Genomic DNA, 19,678 nt, shown 5'->3' on the forward strand with positions numbered 1-19,678 from the left:
GGGTCCTATGCCCTCCTCCGTGAAAATCGTCGTCAGCGGCGGATTCGGCGTCGGAAAGACCACTTTCATCGGCGCCATCTCCGAGATCGAACCCCTCGTCACCGAGGCCGCGATGACCGATATGGCGCTCGGTGTCGACGACCCGGGTCACCGCACCGAGAAGACCACGACCACCGTCGCGCTCGATTTCGGGCGCATCACGCTGGACAGTTCGCTGATTTTGTACCTGTTCGGCACCCCGGGCCAGGATCGTTTCGTCTTCCTGTGGGACGACCTGATCGACGGCGCGCTCGGCGCGGTGATCGTGCTCGACACCAGTCGGGTCGAGGACTGCTATCCGGTGCTCGACTACTTCGAGGAGCACAAGACCCCGTTCGTGGTCGCGGTCAACCGCTTCGAGAACGGCGAGCAGTTCGAACTGGACGAGGTGCGCGAGGCACTCGGCCTGGAAGAGCGAATTCCGCTGCTGGAATGCGATGCCAGACATCGTGATTCGGTGCGGAACGTGCTGGTGGCACTGCTCGAGCTGGTCCTGTCGAACCGGAACGCGGACCGCCGCGTCGGGGTCAATTCGGCGGGTTGACCGGTTCGCCGGTCCCGCACCGCTAGCCTGGCCGAATGGGCGAGCAGAAGCAACGGATGCTACGCGGCGAGCTCTACCGCGACAGTGATCCGGAACTGGTGGCCGACCGTCGCCGGGCCCAGCGGCTCTGCGACGCGTTCAACAGGACCGACGCCGAGCAGGAGCAGCGGCGTGGCGAACTGCTGCGCGAGTTGTTCGGCGCGTTCGGCGCGGGCTCCTGGATCATGCCCCGATTCCAGTGCGACTACGGTTTCCTCATCGAGATCGGCGCGAACAGTTTCCTGAACTACGACGCGATCCTGTTGGATTGCGCGCCGATCGTCATCGGCGACGATGTCTCGATCGGCCCGCGCTGCCAGTTGCTGACCGCGCTGCATCCGATGAGCGATCACGAGATGCGCAGGCAGCGTTGGGAATCCGCTGCCCCCATCCGAATCGGTGACAATGTGTGGTTCGGTGGTGGGGTGATCGTCTGTCCCGGCGTCACCGTGGGTGAGGACACCGTCGTAGGCGCGGGCAGTGTGGTCACCCGCGATCTGCCCGACCGGGTCTTCGCCGCGGGGAATCCGGCACGGGTCATCAGGTCGCTGTAGTCCGGCCCGGGCGACGGTGAGGATCACGCGGAAAATTTCTTCGCGGCGACCGATGAGCTTCGTGCGCGACCTCCGTCCTCAGTACTGTCCCGCTCGACATCGAGGAAAGAGAATCCCATGAGCAACGGAAAAGATTTCGTCCTGACCCACGTCTCCCTGCTGGTCGGCGACCAGCAGCAGGCCCTGGAGTTCTACCGTGACGTCATCGGCCTCGAGGTCCGCCAGGACATGGCGTTCGGCGGAGGTCGCTGGCTGACGGTCGGCCCGGTGGCCCAACCCGGTGTCGAATTCATCCTGGAGAATCCCGAGATGGTTCCGGTGCCGGAGATGGCCGAGGCTTCCCGCGCCCGGCTCGCCTCGGGTGCGCAGAGCACGCTGATCTTCACCACCGAGGATGTCGACGCGGTGTTCGCCCGACTGCGTGACGCCGGTGTCGCGGTGGGGCAGGAGCCGCTGACCCAGCCGTACGGGGTACGCGACTGCGGCTTCCGGGATCCGTGGGGTAATCATCTGCGGTTCTCCCAGGTTCTGGGCTGACTTTCCGGGTCGAGACGCTCTGCGGGCGACTGTGATCTGTGCGCTCCAGGGCGCTCGCTCGAGCCTTTTCGGCAGTAGGGTCGGAGGATGACCGAATCGCGGATCGAGACCGAACAGGACGCCATCCGGCCGCTGCGCGACGACATCCGATTCCTCGGTGGCGTGCTCGGTGACACCATTCGCGACCACGAGGGCCCCGAGGTCTTCGACCTGATCGAACGCGTGCGCATCGAGGCGTTCCGGGTTCGGCGCGAAGAGGTCGGGCGCAGCGCGGTCGCGCAGATACTCGAAGGCGTCGATATCGCGGTGGCGTTGCCGCTGATCAGGGCTTTCAGCTATTTCGTGCTGTTGGCGAACCTTGCCGAGGATATCCAGCGCGATCGTCGGCGGGCCGCCCACGAAGCGGCCGGTGAGCCACCGCAGAGCTCCTCGCTGGCGGCGACCTATCGGAAACTGGACGCCGCGGCGCTCGACGGCGCGGCGGTCGCCGACCTGCTCGCCGACGCGCTGGTGTCGCCGGTGATCACCGCCCATCCCACCGAGACCAGGCGGCGCACGGTATTCGACGTGCAGACCGCCATCACCGAACTGATGCGCCGCAGGCAGCGCTACACCGAGACCGAACGCGAACGCGCCGCCTCCGAATCGCAGATCCGCAGGCAGGTGCTCGCACTGTGGCGCACGGCGTTGATCCGGTTGCAGCGGTTGCGCATTCAGGACGAGATCGCGGTCGGGCTGCGCTATTACGAACTGACGCTGTTCGACGTGATCCCCGCGATCAACGCGGAAGTGCGTGCCGCACTGCGGTCCCGATGGCCCGGCGTGGAACTGTTGCCGCGGCCCATACTGCGGCCCGGTTCGTGGATCGGCGGCGACCGTGACGGCAATCCCTACGTGACGGCCGAGGTCGTGCGTCAGGCCGCCGGGCAGGCGGCGGGCGTCGCGTTCGGCCGCTACCTGGGGGAACTGGAGGTGTTGGAGAAGTCGCTGTCGCAGTCGTCGCGGCTGGTTCGGGTCAGTTCGCGCGTCGCCGAACTGGCGGCCGCGGGCTACCCGGACCCGGCCACCCACGCCGACGAACCGTATCGCCGTGCGCTGCACGCCATTCGGGTCAGGCTCTCCGCGACGGCGGCGCGCGCCCTCGGCGCCATCGCCGTCGACCACGCGGCCGGGGTGTCGCTGGAGACGCTGCCCGGTGCGGTGACCGGTCCGCAGACCGACGCCGCCGCGGTGTATCCGACTCCGCAGTCGATACTCGACGATCTGGACGCGATCGACGCTTCCATGCGCGCGGGCGGCGACGGCCTGCTGGCCGACGATCGGCTGGCCGCGCTACGGCACGCGGTGGAGACCTTCGGTTTCCACCTTCAGGGTCTGGACATGCGGCAGAACTCGGAGGTGCACGAACAGGTCGTCGCCGAATTGCTGGCCTGGGCCGGGGTGCACCAGGACTATCCGAGCCTGTCCGAACACGCACGGGTGGAACTGCTTTCGGCCGAGTTGCGCACCCGTCGACCGCTGCTCGGTCCGCACGCCCGGCTCGGCGAACTCGCCGCCAAGGAACTCGGCATCGTCCGCGCGGCCCGCGATGTCGTCGATACACTCGGCCCCGAGGCGGTGCCGAACTACATCATCAGCATGTGCACCTCGGTCAGCGACATGCTCGAGGCGGCCCTGCTGCTCAAGGAGGGCGGCCTGCTCGATCCGGGGGAACCCGACGGCCCGCCGATCTGCGCGGTCGGGATCGTGCCGCTGTTCGAGACCATCGAAGATCTGGGCGCGGGCGCGGCGACATTGGCCGCCGCGCTCGAAGTGCCGGTCTATCGCGACCTGGTGGCCGCCGCCGATATGCGCCAAGAGGTCATGCTCGGGTATTCCGATTCCAACAAGGACGGCGGATACCTGGCGGCGAACTGGGCGCTCTACCGCGCCGAACTGGATCTGGTCGAGGTGGTGCGCAAGACCGGGATCCGATTGCGGCTGTTCCACGGTCGCGGCGGCACCGTCGGGCGTGGCGGCGGGCGCAGTTACGACGCGATCCTGGCCCAGCCCGCCGGTGCGGTGCGCGGATCGCTGCGCCTCACCGAACAGGGCGAGGTCATCGCGGCGAAGTACGCGGAACCCGGTGCGGCGCACCGTAATCTGGAATCGTTGATCGCCGGGACGCTGGAGTCGACACTGCTCGACGTCGAAGGTCTCGGGTCCGAAGCCGAGCCTTCCTACGAGTTGATGGACGAGCTGGCCGCCCGTGCGCGCGCGGCCTATACCCGGCTGGTGCACGAGACCCCCGGATTCGTCGAGTATTTCCGGCAGTCCACGCCGGTGGCCGAGGTCGGCGATCTCAATATCGGAAGTCGGCCCGCCTCCCGTAAACCCACCAGTTCGGTCTCGGATCTGCGCGCCATCCCGTGGGTGATGTCGTGGAGTCAGGCCAGGGTCATGCTGCCCGGTTGGTACGGGACGGGGACCGCGCTCGAGGAATGGATCGGCGGTGACGATGCCCGGTTGGCGACGCTGTCTGACCTGTACCGGCGCTGGCCCTTCTTCCGGACGGTGCTGTCCAATCTGGCCCAGGTGATGGCCAAGAGCGATCTCGACATCGCGGCCCGCTACGCCGAACTCGTCGAGAACGAGACGTTGCGCGACACCATCTTCGGCATGATCCGCGACGAGCACGCCCGCACCATCCGTATGCACGCCGCCGTCACCGGCAACGATCATCTGCTCGCGGACAACCCGTCGCTGGCCGAGTCGATCCACAACCGTTTCCCCTATCTGGAGCCGCTGAACCAGATGCAGGTGGAACTGTTGCGGCGACTGCGCGCGGGCGAGGATTCCGAACTGGTCAAACGCGGCATCCTGCTGACCATGAACGGTCTGGCGACCGCACTGCGGAACTCGGGATAGGACACCAGCTCGGAAGGGCACCGTGGCGATCGACGAGAAAGCCGTAGCGACATTCGCGGACCGGATCCCCGGACCCGAACACAAGGGTCTGCCGCCGGCCGCGTGGGGTCGAACGGTGCGCGATTTCCTCGCGACCGCACCGCATCTCGACGATTTCCAGACACCACTGCTGACCCTGGATCGCTCGGTACTCGACGCCAACAGTGCGGTGATGGGCGCGTGGGCCGCCGAAGCAGGGGTGCGTCTGGCACCGCACGGGAAGACCACGATGGCGCCGAAACTGTGGGCCGAGCAGTTGGCCGCGGGATGCTGGGGGATCACCCTGGCCACCGGGTGGCAGGCCCAGCTCGCCCGAGCGTTCGGTGTCGGCCGGATAGTGCTCGCCAACGCGCTGGTCGACCCCGTCGGATTGGCATGGGCCGCCGCGGAATCCGAACGCGATCCGGATTTCGACTTCGTCTGCTGGGTCGACGGTGTCGAGACCGTCGAACTGATGGACCGGCACCTGCGCGCGACATCCGGAGCCGCGCGACTGCGGGTGCTGGTCGAACTGGGCGGTCCACGCGGCCGGACGGGCGTGCGCCGGGTTGAGGACGCGCACGCCGTCGCCGAGGCGGTGCTGCGTTCCGAACGGCTGGTCCTGGCCGGGGTCGGCGGCTACGAGGCGGCGCTCGCGGACGATCGCGGGCCGGAATCGCTGGCCACGGTCCGGTACTACCTGAACGAATTGGCCCGTCTGCACCGGGAATTGGCCGACCGGGGCCGGTATTCCGGTGCGGCGATCGTCACCGCGGGCGGCAGCGCCTATCAGGACCTGGTGGTCGAGCATCTCGCGGGACTCGCCGACGAACAGGGCGTTCGGGGTGTCGCGACCACCGTCGTGTTGCGCTGCGGCGCGTACCTCGTCCACGACGACGGTTTCTACGCCGACATCTCGCCGATGACGCCCGCCCGGTCCGAGCATCCGCTGCGGTCGGCGATGCACGCGTGGGCGCGGACGGTGTCACGTCCGGAACCGGAACTGGCGCTGCTCGACGCGGGTAAGCGCGACGTCCCCTACGACAAGGGTTTGCCGGTCCCGCAATATGCCGTGGTGCGGGGGGTTTCGGTTCCGCTCGGTGTCGACGCCGTCGTCAGCGCCCTCAACGATCAACACGCTTTCCTGCGCCTGCCCGGTGCGTCCGCGTCCGATCTGCCGGTCGGATCCGTCGTCCGGCTCGGCCTGTCTCATCCGTGCACGGCGTTCGACAAATGGCGGCTGATCCCGGTCGTCGACGACGCGTCGTCCGCGCGACCGCGTGTGGTCGACCTCGTGGAAACCTTCTTCTGACCACGCAGGCCGATATCTGGTCGCGACAGCGTCATCTCAGGAGAGCTCGGACCGTCCTGTCCAGATTCGGCGCGGGATCGAAATCAGCGGCGGAGCCGAGCAATTGGTGCAGGATGACCCCGTCGAGGTAGTCGACCAGGATCTTCGCGATCGAGGGGTGCGCGCCGAATGATTCCAGCATGGTCGCGGCCCAGGCGATCAGCCGTTCGTGTCCGCGCCGCACCGACTCCAGCAGGGCGGGTGAGGCCTGCGCCTCCGTGAACAGGGTGTAGCGGGCGAGGGTCCTGATGCGGTCGGTGCCGACGGCGTGTCGGGCGAACAGGGTCATGCCGTCCACGAGTTGGTCGATGGTGGTCGGATCGGGCAGTCGGCTCAGGATCGCCCAATCGAGGTGGTCGCGTTCCTCCATCCGCTCGGCCACCCCGCTCAGCAGGGCCTCCCTGGTGCGGAAATAGTTCGATGTCGACCCCGGCGGCATGGCGGCGGCCTCGTCGACCGCGCGATGGGTGAGCGCGCGCAGGCCTCGGGTGCCGAGTAGTTCGATCGCCCCGTCGAGAACGAGTTCACGTTTCGTAGGCACGGATGAACACTATGCCAGTAGTCCAGACACTGCACTTGTTGTGGAAAAACTACATATGTAGCAATCTCGTTCCGAGTCGACGCGATCGGTCGGCCTGCGCACGGAGGAGGGCACATGTCCGAGGCGGTCATAGTCGGTGGCGGTATCGGTGGTCTCGCCACGGCCGCCGCGCTGTCCCGGCGCGGCTGGAAGGTCGAAGTGCTCGAGCGCGCACCGCGTATCGAAGCGGTCGGCGCCGGACTGTCGCTGTGGCCCAACGCCCTTCGCGCGCTCGATGCCATCGGTGTCGGCGCCGAGGTGCGGTCGCGTGCCAGAGAAGAGGGTTCGGCGGGAATCAGGGACGAGCGAGGCAGACTGTTGTCGCGCACCGATATCGCGGCGATCCGGGATCGCTACGGGCTCCCGATCATGCTGCACCGCGCCGACCTGCTGGAGATCCTGCGCGCCGCCGTCCCGGAATCGGCTGTGCGGACCGGGATCTCGGTGACCGGGGTGAGCGCGGACGGTGCGGTGACACATTCGGAGGGCGAGTCGGACGGGGATCTGATCGTCGGCGCCGACGGAATCCACAGCGTCGTCCGGCGCGCGGTCTGCGGTGACATCACGCCCGTCTACGCCGGGTACGCCGCATGGCGGATGGTGGTCGCGCCGAGCGAGCCGATCGGTGACCTCGGCGAAAGCTGGGGCCGGGGCGAACGTTTCGGTTTCGCCGCGCTCCCCGACGGCCGCGTCTACTGTTTCGCCACCGCGAACCTGCCCGCCGGAACCGAATCCGGTGGACTCGCCGAACTCCGCCGCCGCTTCGGCGACTGGCACGCGCCGATCCCCGCGCTCCTCGCCGCCGCCGATCCGGCGACGGTCCTGAAACACGACATCTGCGAACTGCCGCCCCTGCCGACCTATGTGCGCGGGACCGTCGCCCTGCTCGGCGACGCCGCCCACGCCATGACCCCGAACCTCGGCCAAGGCGCCTGTCAGGCGCTGGAAGACGCGGTGGTCCTCGCGCGCGTCGCCGATGAGGGAGGCGACCTCACCCGCTACGACAGGGAACGCCGCCCGCGCAGCCGGATGATCGCGGTGCGCTCGCGGCGCATCGGCACCGTCGCCCAACTGTCCTCGCGGCCGGTGGTGGCGGTGCGCAATGCCGCGCTGCGGCTCGTCCCGCCGTCGGCACAGGTCAGGGCACTCGCGACGGTACTCGACTGGACCCCTTGACTACCGGGGAAATCCCTCGACGGCACGACGACAGCGGACGGACTGGGCCTCGAGCGCGCTCGCGAGTTCCGGTGGACCGCTGATCAGCGTGAAGTCCAGATCCACCGAGGAGATCACCCACACGAGCGCTTCCGGTGTCTCCGCGCCGACGTGCAGGTGGCAGGTGCTGTCGTCGACGGCTTCGACCACGCCCATACCCGGCCAGACCCGCGCGGTGGCGGTCTCGGCGGACGCGTGCAGCAGCACGGTGGCCTGTTGCGGCCAGGCGTGCTGGGACAGACCGCGCGAAAGATGGGTGGCGACATCGCCTTCCGGCAGTTCGCGTGGCGTGAACCGTGGACCGGTGGGAACGCGCGGTGTCATGCGGTCCACCCGAAAGGTGCGCCAATCGCCGCGGTCGACATCCCAGGCCACCAGATACCACCGTCTGCTGAAATGCACGAGGCTGTGCGGCTCGGTCTTACGGATCGAACCCGCCCCGCCGTGGGAGGAGTAGTCGAAACGCAGCTGCTCACGTCGTTGACACGCCTCGGCGATGGCCATCAGCGTGTCCGGATCCACCCGCGCCGCCGGGGCGCCGACCCGGACCGTCGCGGCGCGCAACGTGGCGACCCGATGCCGAAGTCGCGGCGGCAGTACCTGTTCCAGCTTCGACAGGGCGCGCAACGCCGATTCCTCGATCCCGCCCACACTGCCGTCGGCGGCGCTGCGCAGACTCACCGTGACGGCCACCGCCTCCTCGTCGTCGAGCAGCAGGGGCGGCAGTGCCGCGCCCGCGCCGAGCCGGTATCCCGAGGTGCCCCGGGTCGCGTGCACGGGATAGCCGAGATCGCGCAACCGTTCCACATCGCGCCGAATCGTGCGGCCGGTGACGTCGAGTCGTTCCGCCAGTTCCGCACCGGCCCACTCGCGGTGCGTCTGCAACAGCGCGAGCAGTTTCAGCAGTCGCGCGGAGGTTTCGAGCATGAATCCAGTATGGCGCGAGGTTAGGAACATAACTGTCCTAAGGACCTCCTAGCGTGGATTTCATGAGCAACGACATCAGGCCCTTCCGCATCGAGATTCCGCAGGCACGCATCGATGAACTGCACACCCGGCTCGCCGACACCTTGTGGCCCGACGAACTGCCCGGCGTCGGGTGGGACAAGGGCATGCCCGTCTCGTATCTGAAGCCGCTGGCCGAATACTGGCGGACCGAATTCGATTGGCGCGCCATGGAAGCGCGATTGAACGACCTGCCGCATTTCCACACCGATATCGACGGACAGCCCGTGCACTTCCTGCATGTGCGCTCACCCGAACCCGATGCCGTGCCGCTGGTCCTCAATCACGGATGGCCCGCGTCCTTCATCGAATTCCTGGAGGTCATCGGGCCGCTCAGCGATCCTCGCGCACACGGCGGCGATCCGCGCGACGCCTTCCACCTGGTGATCCCCTCGCTGCCGGGTTTCGCGTTCTCGGGTGTGGCACCGCAGGTCGGCGCGGGCGGGACCGAGCGCTATGCGCAGGTCATCGCACGTCTGATGGCCCGGCTCGGCTACGACCGCTACGGTGCCCAAGGCGGCGACGCGGGTTTCTTCACCGCCACCGAACTCGGCCGCATCGCGCCGGAACATCTGATCGGCATCCACGTCAACGGCCCGATCACCCTGCCGTCCTGGGACGGCGAGGACAGCGCCGAACAGGATCGGGGGACGGGTGATTCCGAATACAGCCCGGAGGATGAGGCGAAACTGTCGAAGCTGACCGGTCCGGACAGTTTCACCAGATACGGCTACGCGATGGTGCAGGCGGGTCGCCCGCAGACATTGGCGATCGGCATGCACGATTCACCGGCGGGACTGCTGTCCTGGCTGGTCGACATGTTTCAGCGCTGGACGAACCCGGCCATCGAACTGCCCGAGGACGCCGTGGATCGTGACGCGTTGCTCGCCAACGTCAGCCTGTACTGGTTCACCAGGACTTTCGCCTCCTCGATCCGGCTCTACAGTGAATCCGAGGCATGGGGAGCGGCGTCGAAGAGTTCGGGCGTGCCCACCGCGGCGGCGATCTTTCCCGGCGATCTGTCCATCCGGAAGATCGCCGAGGAGCAGCACGAGATCGTGCGCTGGACCGAATACGACCGAGGTGGTCATTTCGCCGCCATGGAAGCGCCCGATCTGCTGACGACCGACATCCGCGAATTCTTCCGCACCCTGCGCTGACCCGGATCGCCGCGGCACGATCGGTCGACCGATATCCTCACGCGTCGCCGACCGTGCCGTAGCGTTTCGCCATCGCCAGGGCGGTCGCCGAGATATCCGCGCGCAACTCGGGCGGCGCGAGAATCTCGACGTGTTCGCCTAGTTGCAGAATGCCGTGCAGGAGTACGCGATACGCCTCGGACGCGAGGACGATCTCGACCCAGCCCTCGGCGTCGGGTTCCGACATCGACTCGTAGGCCTCGGTGACGGCGGCCGGTTCGAAGGTCAGGGCGAGCATGCGCAGATGCGCGGGATCGATGCGGCACCGGGCGCGCACCCGCAACATCGACCGCGCGAAATCCTCCTGGGCCCGCGCCCAATGCGCCGACAGCTCGAAATCATCGGGGCGGGTGAAGGTTTCGTCGAGAGCGTGCGCCGCCTCGATCCGCCCGACCCGATACGAACGGATATCGGCACTCTGCCGGGCCACCAGATACCAGGTGCCCGCCTTGAGTACCAGGCCCAGCGGATCCAGTCGACGCTCGACGACACGGTCGCCGCGCCGGTAGCGCACCAGGAGCCGGTGGTCGTGCCACAGCGCATCGGTGACGGTTGTCAGGGTCGGGGTCTGCTCCGGTCTGCGGAACCATCCCGGCGCGTCCACGTGCACCCGTTCGGCGATGCGGGTGGCGCGCCCGCGCAATTCCGGCGGCAGCGCGGCGAGTACCTTCAATTGCGCGGTCGCCAGCACGGTGCCCAGACCGAGGTCGGCGGCGGCATCTGGGAGTCCCGCCAGCAGGACCGCGTCGGCCTCGTCGGAGGTCAGACCGGTCAGGCGGGTGCGATAGCCGTCGACGAGCCGTACCCCGCCCGCGCGGCCCGGCTCGCTGTACACGGGCACACCGGCCGCCGAGAGGGCTTCGACGTCGCGATACACCGTGCGCACCGACACCTCGAGTTCGGCCGCGAGTTCGGGTGCGGTGACCTGCCCCCTGGTCTGGAGGATCAGCAGCAGCTGCACAAGCCGACTCGCACGCACCCCTCGACACTATCCGGCAAACCTGACAGAAGATGACAGGTTTTTGTCGTACGGTCCTTCACATGACCACGTGGAGCGAGTTCACCGCGCAAGCACCCGAGATCGCGAACATCTTCACGCGTCGGCACCGGGCGACGGGCAATCTCTGCATGCTCGCCACCCTGCGCGCCGACGGCTCCCCTCGGATCAGTCCCGTCGAACCGCGCGTCTTCGAGGACATGCTCGTCATCGCCGGGATGCCGGGCACCACCAAATTCAAGGATCTGGCCCGCGACCCGCGTTTCTGCCTGCACACCGCGACCGTGGACACCATGGTCGGCGACGGCGACGCGAAACTGTTCGGCACCGTCACCGACCTGCCCGACAAGGAAGTTCACCGCCGCTTCGCCCAGGCGCTGTTCGAGGAGAACGGTTTCGATATCCGCGGGGAGGAATTCGACCACTTCTTCGTCGCCGATCTGACGAGTGCGTCCACCGTCGAAATCGTGAACGACAAACTGCACATCACGATCTGGAAGCCGGGCGAGGGGGAACGCGTCGTGGAACGCTGAACCGGTCGATCGTGCTGCCCGCCTGGGGATCCGCCCGTCGAGAAGGCGCTTCCCGGTCGATGTCACGGCGCGGGGAAGTACCTGGTGAGGAAATCGTCGAAGGTGTCGCGGGAGATCTGCGTGGCCCAGTCACCCCAGGTGACGTCGAATCCGTGGTCGGCGTAGGGGAGCGGCACGCGTGTCACCGGGACGCTCGCGGATTCGAGTTCGCTTGTCAGAGCGGCCGATTGGTCGAAGGGCACGACATGGTCGCGGGTGCCGTGCATGAGCAGGGTCGGCGGCAGACCGGGGCGGACATACGTGCGGGGTGAGGCGGCGGCGTAGCGGTCCGGATGGACGTCGGGCGCACCACCGAGATAGTCGGTGAGGGTGCGGTGGGAATACTCGGGACTACCGGTGCCGTACCAGCCCGACGCCAGATCGGTCGGCGGATAGAACGCGGCGACAGCGGCGATGGACGTATCGCCGACCGGGCAACTCGGCGCGACGCGTTCGTCGGCGTAGGCCCCCATCAGGGCGAGATTGCCGCCCGCCGAACCGCCCGCGAGCATGACGCGGGCCGGGTCGATCCCGAATTCGGTGGCCCGCTCCTTGATTCGGCCGACCGCGCATCGGATATCTCCCGATGCCTGCTCCCAGCGCGGCGGTGCCGCCAGTCGGTACTCGATCGCGAAAACCGCGTAACCCCGGTCGTTGAGCCATTTGTGCCATTCGGGGCCCTCACCCCGGTCGCCACCGGTGAATCCGCCGCCGTGCACCCAGATCACCGCGGCCCGTCGCCCGTCGACCAGATCGGTGGGCATCTTGACGTCCATCAGCAGGTCGGTGCCGTCGACGGACGCGTACGGAGTACTCAGTGTCTCCACCGGATCGCCGGTATTGGTGCCGCCGGTCAGGTACTTCATGATCGACAGTTGCGTGCCCTGCCTGCCCGCCTCCCGCCAGGAGGCGACGAGCGGTACGCAGGCCGCCACCGTCGCGACGATACAGACCATCCCGACCAGCATGCCCAGGATCCGCAACACGGCAGCGTTGCGTCGCTGCGCGAGGATCAGTCCGATCCCCATGCCGAGCAGCCCCGCCGGAATCAGATAGAGGCCGTAATTGCTGACCGCGAACGACAGCGGTACCAATGATTCGGGAATCGTCGCCGACACGATCACGAAGGTGACCGCGCCCAACGCGACGGCGAGTACCACCCCGGCCAGGGCGATGATCCAGCGAATGACCATGGGCCCCATTAACCCACGCCGCCCCGCCCACCCCCGCCTGGCGCGCCGCCTACCGGCCCTCCGGCGCGTTGTCGTCGCGGTGGACGAGCACCGCGGTCATGGTGTGCGGTGCTGCACATCCCGATAGCTCGGTATCCCGCCCGCGACCGGTGCGCCGTCGCGCACCGCGCGGGCGATATCCACCGTCGCGGCCAACGCCGCCCGATACAGCAGCGAACCGGTGCTCACCCGCTGCACCCCGAGCGCGGCCAGTTCGGCGACCGACGGACCCGTCGTCAGATAGAGGACATTCACCGGCAGTGGCACCGCGGCGACCGTCGCGGCGATCTCCTCGGGATCGCGCAGGCCCGGCACGAAGATGCCGTCGGCGCCCGCGCGGGCATAGGCGTCGGCGCGCGCGAGGGTGGCGTCCTCGTCGAGCTGGAGCCAGTGGGTGTCGACCCGCGCGTTGACGAAGATCTCCGGCGAACGGTCCTTGACCGCCGCGATCAACTCGGCCTGCTGTCCGGGGACGGCGAGACCGGCTTCGCCGCGGCCGTCTTCCAGATTCACCCCGGCGATCCCCAGTTCGGACAACCGGGCGACGTAATCGGCGACCGTTCCCGGATCCTCGCTGAAACCGCCTTCGATATCGACGGTCACCGGCACCGACAGCAGGGCCAGCCGCGCGGCGAGGGCGAGGGTCTCGTCCCGGGTGACGCCCGCGCCGTCGGCCAGCCCGGCTCCCGCCGCGACGCCGAGACTCGTGGTCCCGACGGCGGGGAATCCCTCGGCCACCAGCATCGCCGCCGAACCGAAATCCCAGGCGTTGGGCAGGACCAGCGGCGTTTCCCGATGGTGCAGCTCGTGGAAGGCCTTCGCTTTGGTCATCCTTCGACGGTATCCCCGATCGGGTGCGGCGGTCAGGGGAATATCCGGCTACGGCGAGGCAATCTGGTCGTCGATCCTCGGTTCGCCGCTCGTTCGTGTGCCAGGATTATCGGATGCGCCTGTTGGCAGTCGCAGATACGGGAGTTTCGTCGTCGGCGATCGTCTCGCTCATCCGGGTCGCGCCGGACACTTCGGTCGCGCCGACCGGATTATGGCTACTGGATGGCTATCGCGACTTCGGTCCGGTCGCGGTTGTTGACCGGGACGCGGCGGTCAGCACGTGGGTCGCGGTCGATCGCGATCATCGTGGCCGTCGCCCGGGTCGCGACCGGAGCGGGGTTGATGTCGGAGGAGATCGCCTCGACACTGGTAGCGGCGGGCGCGACGACGGTACTGCTGTTTCCCCTGATCGCGCGGCTGATCGCCGGTCGCGCCGACGAATCGGCGGCGGAGTTCGCCCCCCGTTTATGAATGAGCTTGCATGATCGTGCATAATCATTTCATGGTTGATACGTCGGACGAACCCGTCGTGCGGGTCGCCGTTGCCGGTGCCAGCGGATACGCGGGCGGCGAAGTGCTGCGCCTGCTGCTCGGTCATCCCCGATACCGCGCCGGTCGCCTGGAGATCGGCGCCGTCACCGCAGGCTCGAACGCGGGCAGCAGGCTGGGCGAGCATCAGCCGCACCTGCTGCCGCTCGCCGACCGCGTCCTCGCGCCGAGTACCGCCGAGGAACTGGCCGGGCACGATGTGGTCTTCCTCGGACTCCCGCACGGTCAGTCCGCCGCGCTGGCGAACGCCCTGCCCGAATCGACCGTGATCATCGACTGCGGCGCGGATTTCCGGCTCCGCGACGCGGCGGCGTGGACCAAGTACTACGGCACCGAACACGCGGGCAGCTGGCCCTACGGCCTGCCGGAACTGCCCGGCGGCCGCGACGCCCTGCGTGGCGCGCGCCGGATCGCGGTGCCCGGCTGCTATCCGACCGTCGCCAGCCTCGCCCTGGCCCCCGCCGTCGCGGCGGGCATCGTCGAACCGACGGTGAACGTGGTGGCCGTCAGTGGCACCTCCGGCGCGGGCCGCAAACTCGACGTCGGCCTGCTCGGTTCCGAGGTGATGGGTTCCGTGCGCGCCTACGGCATCGCGGGTGCGCACCGGCACACCCCCGAGATCGCGCAGAATCTCGGCGCGGTCGCCGGAACGGACATCAAAGTGTCGTTCACCCCGGTGCTCGCGCCCATGCCGCGCGGCATCCTCGCGACCTGCACCGCGCCGGTGCGCGTCGACGCCGACCAGGCCCGGGCCGTATACGAGAAGGCCTACGCCGACGAACCTTTCGTGCATCTGCTGCCCGAAGGGGTGCTGCCCCAGACCGGTTCGGTCCTCGGCTCCAACGCGGTCACCCTCCAGGTGGCCGTCGACGCCGACGCCGGACTGCTCGTGGTGATCGGCGCGATCGACAACCTGACCAAGGGCACCGCGGGCGCCGCGGTCCAATCCATGAACCTGGCCGTCGGATTCGACGAGACCGAAGGACTTTCCACCGTAGGAGTGGCACCGTGACAACAGTCGAGAGCGGGAAACTGGTTCGGACCCAGGGCGTCACCGGCCCGCTCGGCTTCCGCGCCGCGGGTATCGCCGCGGGCATCAAGGCCAGCGGAAACCCGGACCTGGCACTGGTGTTCAGCGAGGGCCCGGATTACGCGGCGGCGGGCGTCTTCACCCGCAACCAGGTCAAGGCCGCCCCGGTGCTGTGGTCGCAGCAGGTGCTGTCCTCGGGCCGGTTGCGCGCGGTCATCCTCAACTCCGGCGGCGCGAACGCGTGCACCGGACCGGGCGGATTCCAGGACACCCACCGCACCGCCGAGGAATTGGCGACGGCGCTGAGCAACTGGGGCACCGAGACCGGCGCGGGCGAGATCGCGGTCTGTTCGACGGGTTTGATCGGTGACCGGCTCCCGATGGACAAACTGATCCCCGCCGTCACCGAGATCGTGCACGAGATGGGCGGCGGACTGTCCGGTGGCCTGGACGCCGCCTACGCCATCATGACCACCGACACCGTGCCCAAGGAAGCGGCGTTCCACCACAACGACAAATGGAATGTGGGCGGCATGGCCAAGGGCGCGGGCATGCTCGCCCCGTCGCTGGCGACCATGCTGGTGGTACTGACCACCGATGCCCGCGCCACCCCCGAACAACTGGATCAGGCGCTGCGCAACGCCACCCGGCTCACCTTCGACCGGCTCGACGTGGACGGTTCCTGTTCCACCAACGACACCGTGCTGCTACTCGCCAACGGCGCGAGCGCGGTGACGCCGTCGCAGGCCGAACTCGACGCCGCGGTACTCGCGGTCTGCGACGATCTGGCCACGCAGCTGATGGCCGACGCGGAAGGGATCACCAAGCGCGTACTCGTCACCGTGACGGGTGCGCTCACCGAGGACGAGGCGCTGATCGCCGCGCGCGCCGTCGCCCGTGACTCCCTGGTCAAGACCGCGCTTTTCGGTTCCGACCCGAACTGGGGCCGGGTACTCGCCGCCGTCGGCATCGCGCCCATCACCCTCGATCCGAACCGGATCTCGGTGTCGTTCAACGGAAATCCGGTCTGCGTCGACGGTGTCGGCGCGCCGGGCGCGCGCGAGGTCGATCTGTCCGGCATGGATATCGAGGTGCGGATCGCGCTGAATGTCGGTGACGGGGCGGCGACGATCCGCACCACCGATCTCTCGCACGGTTACGTCGAAGAGAATTCGGCCTACAGCTCATGAACAGCTCACTGCTGCACGATCTCTCGGCGCTGGACAAGGCACACGTGCTGGCGGGAGCACTGCCGTGGTTGCAGAAATTCCGCGACAAGATCGTCGTCGTGAAATACGGCGGCAACGCCATGATCGACGACGAACTCAAACGCGCGTTCGCCGCCGACATGGCCTTCCTGCGCACCGTCGGCGTGCATCCGGTCGTCGTGCACGGCGGCGGCCCGCAGATCAGCGCGATGCTGAAGAAACTCGGGCTGCAAGGGGAATTCCGCGGCGGATTCCGGGTAACCACACCCGAGGTCATGGATGTGGTGCGGATGGTGCTGTTCGGTCAGGTCGGCCGCGAACTCGTCGGGCTGATCAACGCGCACGGACCATACGCGGTCGGCATCTCCGGCGAGGACGCGCGACTGTTCACCGCGACCCGCCGCACCGTCGACGTGGACGGCGAACCGACCGATATCGGTCTGGTCGGCGATGTCACCCGGGTGAACCCGGACGCCGTCCTCGATCTGATCGGCGCGGGACGGATTCCGGTCGTCTCCACCATCGCCCCCGATATCGACGGCGTCGTGCACAACATCAACGCCGACACCGCCGCCGCGGCACTCGCCGAGGGGATCGGCGCGGAGAAATTGGTGATCCTCACCGACGTCGAGGGCCTCTACACCGACTGGCCGGACCGTTCCTCGCTCACCTCGAGTATCGACGCGACGGATCTCGCGACGCTGCTGCCGCGCCTGGACGCGGGCATGGTGCCGAAAATGGAGGCGTGCCTGCGCGCCGTGCAGGGCGGGGTGCCGACGGCGCACGTCATCGACGGCCGCGTCCCGCATTCGGTACTACTGGAACTGTTCACCGGCGAGGGAATCGGCACTATGGTGACGCCCACCGCGAGCCGGGCCCGATCGTGAAAGTACCGCCGACGAAAACCCCTGTCATGAACGAACCTGATACGCGCCGCGAGGTCCGGGGCCGCAGCGATTACGGAGTCGACGAATGAGTACAGCAGACCTACAGCAGCGGTGGTCGGCCGCGCTGATGAAGAACTACGGCACCCCGAAGATCGCGCTGGTACGCGGGGCCGGAGCCGTCGTCTACGACGCCGACGGCAATCGCTACGTCGATTTCCTCGGCGGCATCGCGGTCAACAGTCTCGGCCACGGCCATCCCGCCATCCTCGAGGCTGTCACCAACCAGTTGGGCACCCTCGGCCACACCTCCAACCTCTACGCCAACGAACCGGTCATCGAACTGGCCGAACGGCTGCTCGCGCATTTCGGCGACGGTGAATTCGGTGACGGACACGGCCGCGCGTTCTTCTGCAACTCCGGCACCGAGGCCAACGAAGCCGCCTTCAAGATGGCGCGCCTGACCGGCCGCAGCAAGATCGTCGCCGCCGAGGAGGCCTTCCACGGCCGGACCATGGGCGCGCTCGCGCTGACCGGGCAGGCATCCAAACGCGAACCGTTCGCGCCGATGCCGCCCGGCGTCGTGCACGTCCCCTACGGTGACGCCGCCGCGCTCGAAGCCGTCGTCGACGACGACACCGCCGCCGTCTTCCTCGAACCGATGATGGGGGAGAGCGGCGTCGTGGTACCGCCGCTGGACTACCTGGTCAAGGCCAGGGAGGTCACCGCACGCCACGGCACGCTGCTGATACTCGACGAGGTGCAGACCGGTATCGGTCGCACCGGCAAGTTCTACGCGCACCAGTCCTGCGGCATCGTGCCCGACGTGATCACCCTGGCGAAGGGGCTCGGCGGAGGTCTGCCGATCGGCGCGGTCCTCGCCACCGGCCCCGCGGCGGATCTGCTCACCCCCGGCCTGCACGGCACCACCTTCGGCGGTAACGCGGTCTGCGCCGCTGCCGCGCTGGCGGTCTTGCGCACCATCGACGAGCAGGATCTGCTCTCGCACGTCGAATCGGTGGGCAAACGGCTCAGCGACGGTATCGAACTGCTCGAACACCCCCTCGTCGACCATGTGCGTGGGGCCGGTCTGCTGCTGGGAATCGTCCTCACCCAGGATATTTCGGCCGAGGTCGAGAACCGGGCGCGAGAAGCGGGCTATCTGGTGAACGCGCCGAAGCCGAACATCATCCGGCTGGCCCCGCCGCTGGTGCTCACCGAGACCCAATCCGATAATTTCGTCGCCGACCTCCCGGAAATCCTGGACGGCGCGGCCGACGACGCGAAGGGAAAACCGGCATGAGCGAGGCCACCGCGCGGCTACGGCATTTCCTGCGCGACGATGATATGTCCCCGGCCGAACAAGCCGAAATCCTCACCCTGGCAGCCGAACTCAAGGCGTCGCCGTTCTCGCGCCGTCCGCTGGACGGCCCGCGCGGCGTGGGAGTGATCTTCGAGAAGAACTCGACCCGCACCCGCTTCTCCTTCGAGATGGGGATCGCCCAACTCGGCGGGCACGCGGTCGTCGTCGACGGCCGCGACACCCAACTGGGCAGGGAGGAAACCCTCGGCGACACCGGACGGGTACTCTCGCGCTACGTCGACGCCATCGTGTGGCGCACCTTCGAACAGGTCCGCCTCGACGAAATGGCACAGGCCGCAACGGTTCCGATGGTCAACGCGCTGTCCAACGAATTCCACCCGTGCCAGGTGCTCGCCGATCTGCTGACCCTGAAGGAACGCATCGGCGATCTCACCGGACGCAACCTCACCTACTTCGGCGACGGCGCCAACAACATGGCGCATTCGCTACTGCTCGGCGGCGTCACCGCGGGCCTGAACGTGACCATCGCCGCGCCCTCGAATTTCGAACCGCTGCCGTGGATCCTGGACGCGGCACGCAAACGGGCCGCCGAAACCGGCGCGACCATCACCCTGACCGGCGACCCCATCGCCGCCGCCTCCGGAGCCGACGCCCTCGTCACCGACACCTGGACCTCCATGGGCCAGGAGAACGACGGCCTCGACCGCGTCGGCCCGTTCCGCCCGTTCCAGCTGAACGCCGACCTGCTGGCCAAGGCCGCGCCCGATGCCGTAGTGCTGCACTGCCTTCCGGCCCACCGCGGTGAGGAGATCACCGACGACGTGCTCGACGGACCGCACAGCGCGGTCTGGGACGAAGCCGAGAACCGGCTGCACGCGCAGAAGGCACTGCTGGTGTGGCTCCTGGACAAGCATCGCGGAGGCGCGTTGTGAGCGACCCGACGGCGCGGCGTGATCCGCTGTGCCACAGATCGAACGGGAACCGCCTTCGGACCGAGGGATGCGGCTGGCGGACGGAGCGCGCCGCCCGCGCCACCGGGCGTGAAGGGAGTTCTCGATGAACA

General features: G+C 68.0%; 19 protein-coding genes. 14 read left to right on the forward strand and 5 right to left on the reverse strand.

Going from position 1 to position 19,678, the window contains the following annotated elements; genetic code table 11:
• The first annotated feature begins 7 nt into the window (after positions 1-7).
• The 5 genes from OG225_RS05005 to OG225_RS05025 all read left to right on the forward strand — a co-directional run bounded on the left by OG225_RS05005 (position 8) and on the right by OG225_RS05025 (position 5,950).
• Positions 8-583: a GTP-binding protein gene (locus OG225_RS05005; RefSeq protein ID WP_405180589.1), complete on the forward strand. Its 576-nt coding sequence runs from the start codon at positions 8-10 to the stop codon at positions 581-583.
• 35 nt (positions 584-618) lie between these two features.
• The gene (locus OG225_RS05010) at positions 619-1,176 is read left to right on the forward strand and encodes a sugar O-acetyltransferase (RefSeq protein WP_405180590.1); all 558 of its coding nucleotides are present in this window, start codon (positions 619-621) and stop codon (positions 1,174-1,176) included.
• A gap of 117 nt (positions 1,177-1,293) precedes the next feature.
• On the forward strand, positions 1,294-1,713 hold the full coding sequence (locus OG225_RS05015; RefSeq protein ID WP_405180591.1) for a VOC family protein: 420 nt from the start codon (positions 1,294-1,296) through the stop codon (positions 1,711-1,713).
• Between the two features lie 87 nt (positions 1,714-1,800).
• Complete coding sequence (gene ppc / locus OG225_RS05020) at positions 1,801-4,620, forward strand: phosphoenolpyruvate carboxylase (protein ID WP_405180592.1); 2,820 nt, start codon at positions 1,801-1,803, stop codon at positions 4,618-4,620.
• 22 nt (positions 4,621-4,642) lie between these two features.
• On the forward strand, positions 4,643-5,950 hold the full coding sequence (locus tag OG225_RS05025; protein ID WP_405180593.1) for an amino acid deaminase: 1,308 nt from the start codon (positions 4,643-4,645) through the stop codon (positions 5,948-5,950).
• A 31-nt stretch (positions 5,951-5,981) separates the two neighbouring features.
• On the opposite strand, the gene OG225_RS05030 is transcribed toward OG225_RS05025, so the two are convergent.
• The gene (locus OG225_RS05030) at positions 5,982-6,530 is read right to left on the reverse strand and encodes a TetR/AcrR family transcriptional regulator (protein ID WP_405180594.1); all 549 of its coding nucleotides are present in this window, start codon (positions 6,528-6,530) and stop codon (positions 5,982-5,984) included.
• A gap of 114 nt (positions 6,531-6,644) precedes the next feature.
• Here OG225_RS05030 and OG225_RS05035 point away from each other — a divergent pair, with 114 nt between their 5' ends.
• The gene (locus tag OG225_RS05035; RefSeq protein ID WP_405180595.1) at positions 6,645-7,745 is read left to right on the forward strand and encodes an FAD-dependent oxidoreductase; all 1,101 of its coding nucleotides are present in this window, start codon (positions 6,645-6,647) and stop codon (positions 7,743-7,745) included.
• Here OG225_RS05035 and OG225_RS05040 read toward each other — a convergent pair whose 3' ends face one another.
• A complete protein-coding gene (locus OG225_RS05040; RefSeq protein ID WP_405180596.1) occupies positions 7,746-8,711 on the reverse strand; it encodes a helix-turn-helix transcriptional regulator in 966 nt (321 codons plus the stop codon).
• Between the two features lie 62 nt (positions 8,712-8,773).
• On the opposite strand from OG225_RS05040, the gene OG225_RS05045 reads away from it, so the two are divergent.
• Positions 8,774-9,949, forward strand: a complete 1,176-nt coding sequence (locus OG225_RS05045) for an epoxide hydrolase family protein (RefSeq protein ID WP_405180597.1) — start codon at positions 8,774-8,776, stop codon at positions 9,947-9,949.
• 37 nt (positions 9,950-9,986) lie between these two features.
• Here OG225_RS05045 and OG225_RS05050 read toward each other — a convergent pair whose 3' ends face one another.
• A complete protein-coding gene (locus OG225_RS05050; RefSeq protein ID WP_405180598.1) occupies positions 9,987-10,967 on the reverse strand; it encodes a helix-turn-helix transcriptional regulator in 981 nt (326 codons plus the stop codon).
• Positions 10,968-11,029: 62 nt separating this feature from the next.
• Between OG225_RS05050 and OG225_RS05055 the strand changes: the two genes are divergently transcribed.
• Positions 11,030-11,518, forward strand: a complete 489-nt coding sequence (locus OG225_RS05055; RefSeq protein WP_405180599.1) for a pyridoxamine 5'-phosphate oxidase family protein — start codon at positions 11,030-11,032, stop codon at positions 11,516-11,518.
• Between the two features lie 62 nt (positions 11,519-11,580).
• Here the strand turns inward: OG225_RS05055 and OG225_RS05060 are convergent, their stop codons facing one another.
• Positions 11,581-12,750, reverse strand: coding sequence for an alpha/beta hydrolase fold domain-containing protein (locus OG225_RS05060; protein WP_405180600.1), 1,170 nt, complete (start codon positions 12,748-12,750; stop codon positions 11,581-11,583).
• A 96-nt stretch (positions 12,751-12,846) separates the two neighbouring features.
• A complete protein-coding gene (locus OG225_RS05065) occupies positions 12,847-13,620 on the reverse strand; it encodes an isocitrate lyase/phosphoenolpyruvate mutase family protein (RefSeq protein WP_405180601.1) in 774 nt (257 codons plus the stop codon).
• 222 nt (positions 13,621-13,842) lie between these two features.
• Here OG225_RS05065 and OG225_RS05070 point away from each other — a divergent pair, with 222 nt between their 5' ends.
• The 6 genes from OG225_RS05070 to argF all read left to right on the forward strand — a co-directional run bounded on the left by OG225_RS05070 (position 13,843) and on the right by argF (position 19,547).
• Complete coding sequence (locus tag OG225_RS05070; protein WP_405180602.1) at positions 13,843-14,091, forward strand: hypothetical protein; 249 nt, start codon at positions 13,843-13,845, stop codon at positions 14,089-14,091.
• 31 nt (positions 14,092-14,122) lie between these two features.
• Positions 14,123-15,181, forward strand: a complete 1,059-nt coding sequence (gene argC, locus OG225_RS05075; protein ID WP_405180603.1) for an N-acetyl-gamma-glutamyl-phosphate reductase — start codon at positions 14,123-14,125, stop codon at positions 15,179-15,181.
• The gene (argJ, locus tag OG225_RS05080) at positions 15,178-16,389 is read left to right on the forward strand and encodes a bifunctional glutamate N-acetyltransferase/amino-acid acetyltransferase ArgJ (RefSeq protein ID WP_405180604.1); all 1,212 of its coding nucleotides are present in this window, start codon (positions 15,178-15,180) and stop codon (positions 16,387-16,389) included. Before argC ends, argJ begins: the two co-directional genes overlap by 4 nt.
• A complete protein-coding gene (gene argB / locus OG225_RS05085; RefSeq protein ID WP_405180605.1) occupies positions 16,386-17,294 on the forward strand; it encodes an acetylglutamate kinase in 909 nt (302 codons plus the stop codon). Before argJ ends, argB begins: the two co-directional genes overlap by 4 nt.
• 85 nt (positions 17,295-17,379) lie before the next feature.
• Positions 17,380-18,594 (forward strand): acetylornithine transaminase, encoded by a 1,215-nt coding sequence (locus tag OG225_RS05090; RefSeq protein ID WP_405180606.1) that lies wholly within the window; start codon positions 17,380-17,382, stop codon positions 18,592-18,594.
• Positions 18,591-19,547 carry an ornithine carbamoyltransferase gene (gene argF / locus OG225_RS05095; protein WP_405180607.1) on the forward strand — a complete coding sequence of 319 codons (957 nt, stop codon included), beginning with the start codon at positions 18,591-18,593 and terminating at the stop codon, positions 19,545-19,547. The genes OG225_RS05090 and argF overlap by 4 nt, the downstream gene beginning before the upstream one ends.
• Positions 19,548-19,678 lie beyond the last annotated feature (131 nt).

Source organism: Nocardia sp. NBC_01377, assembly GCF_045040005.1.
Classification (GTDB): Bacteria; Actinomycetota; Actinomycetes; order Mycobacteriales; family Mycobacteriaceae; genus Nocardia; species Nocardia noduli.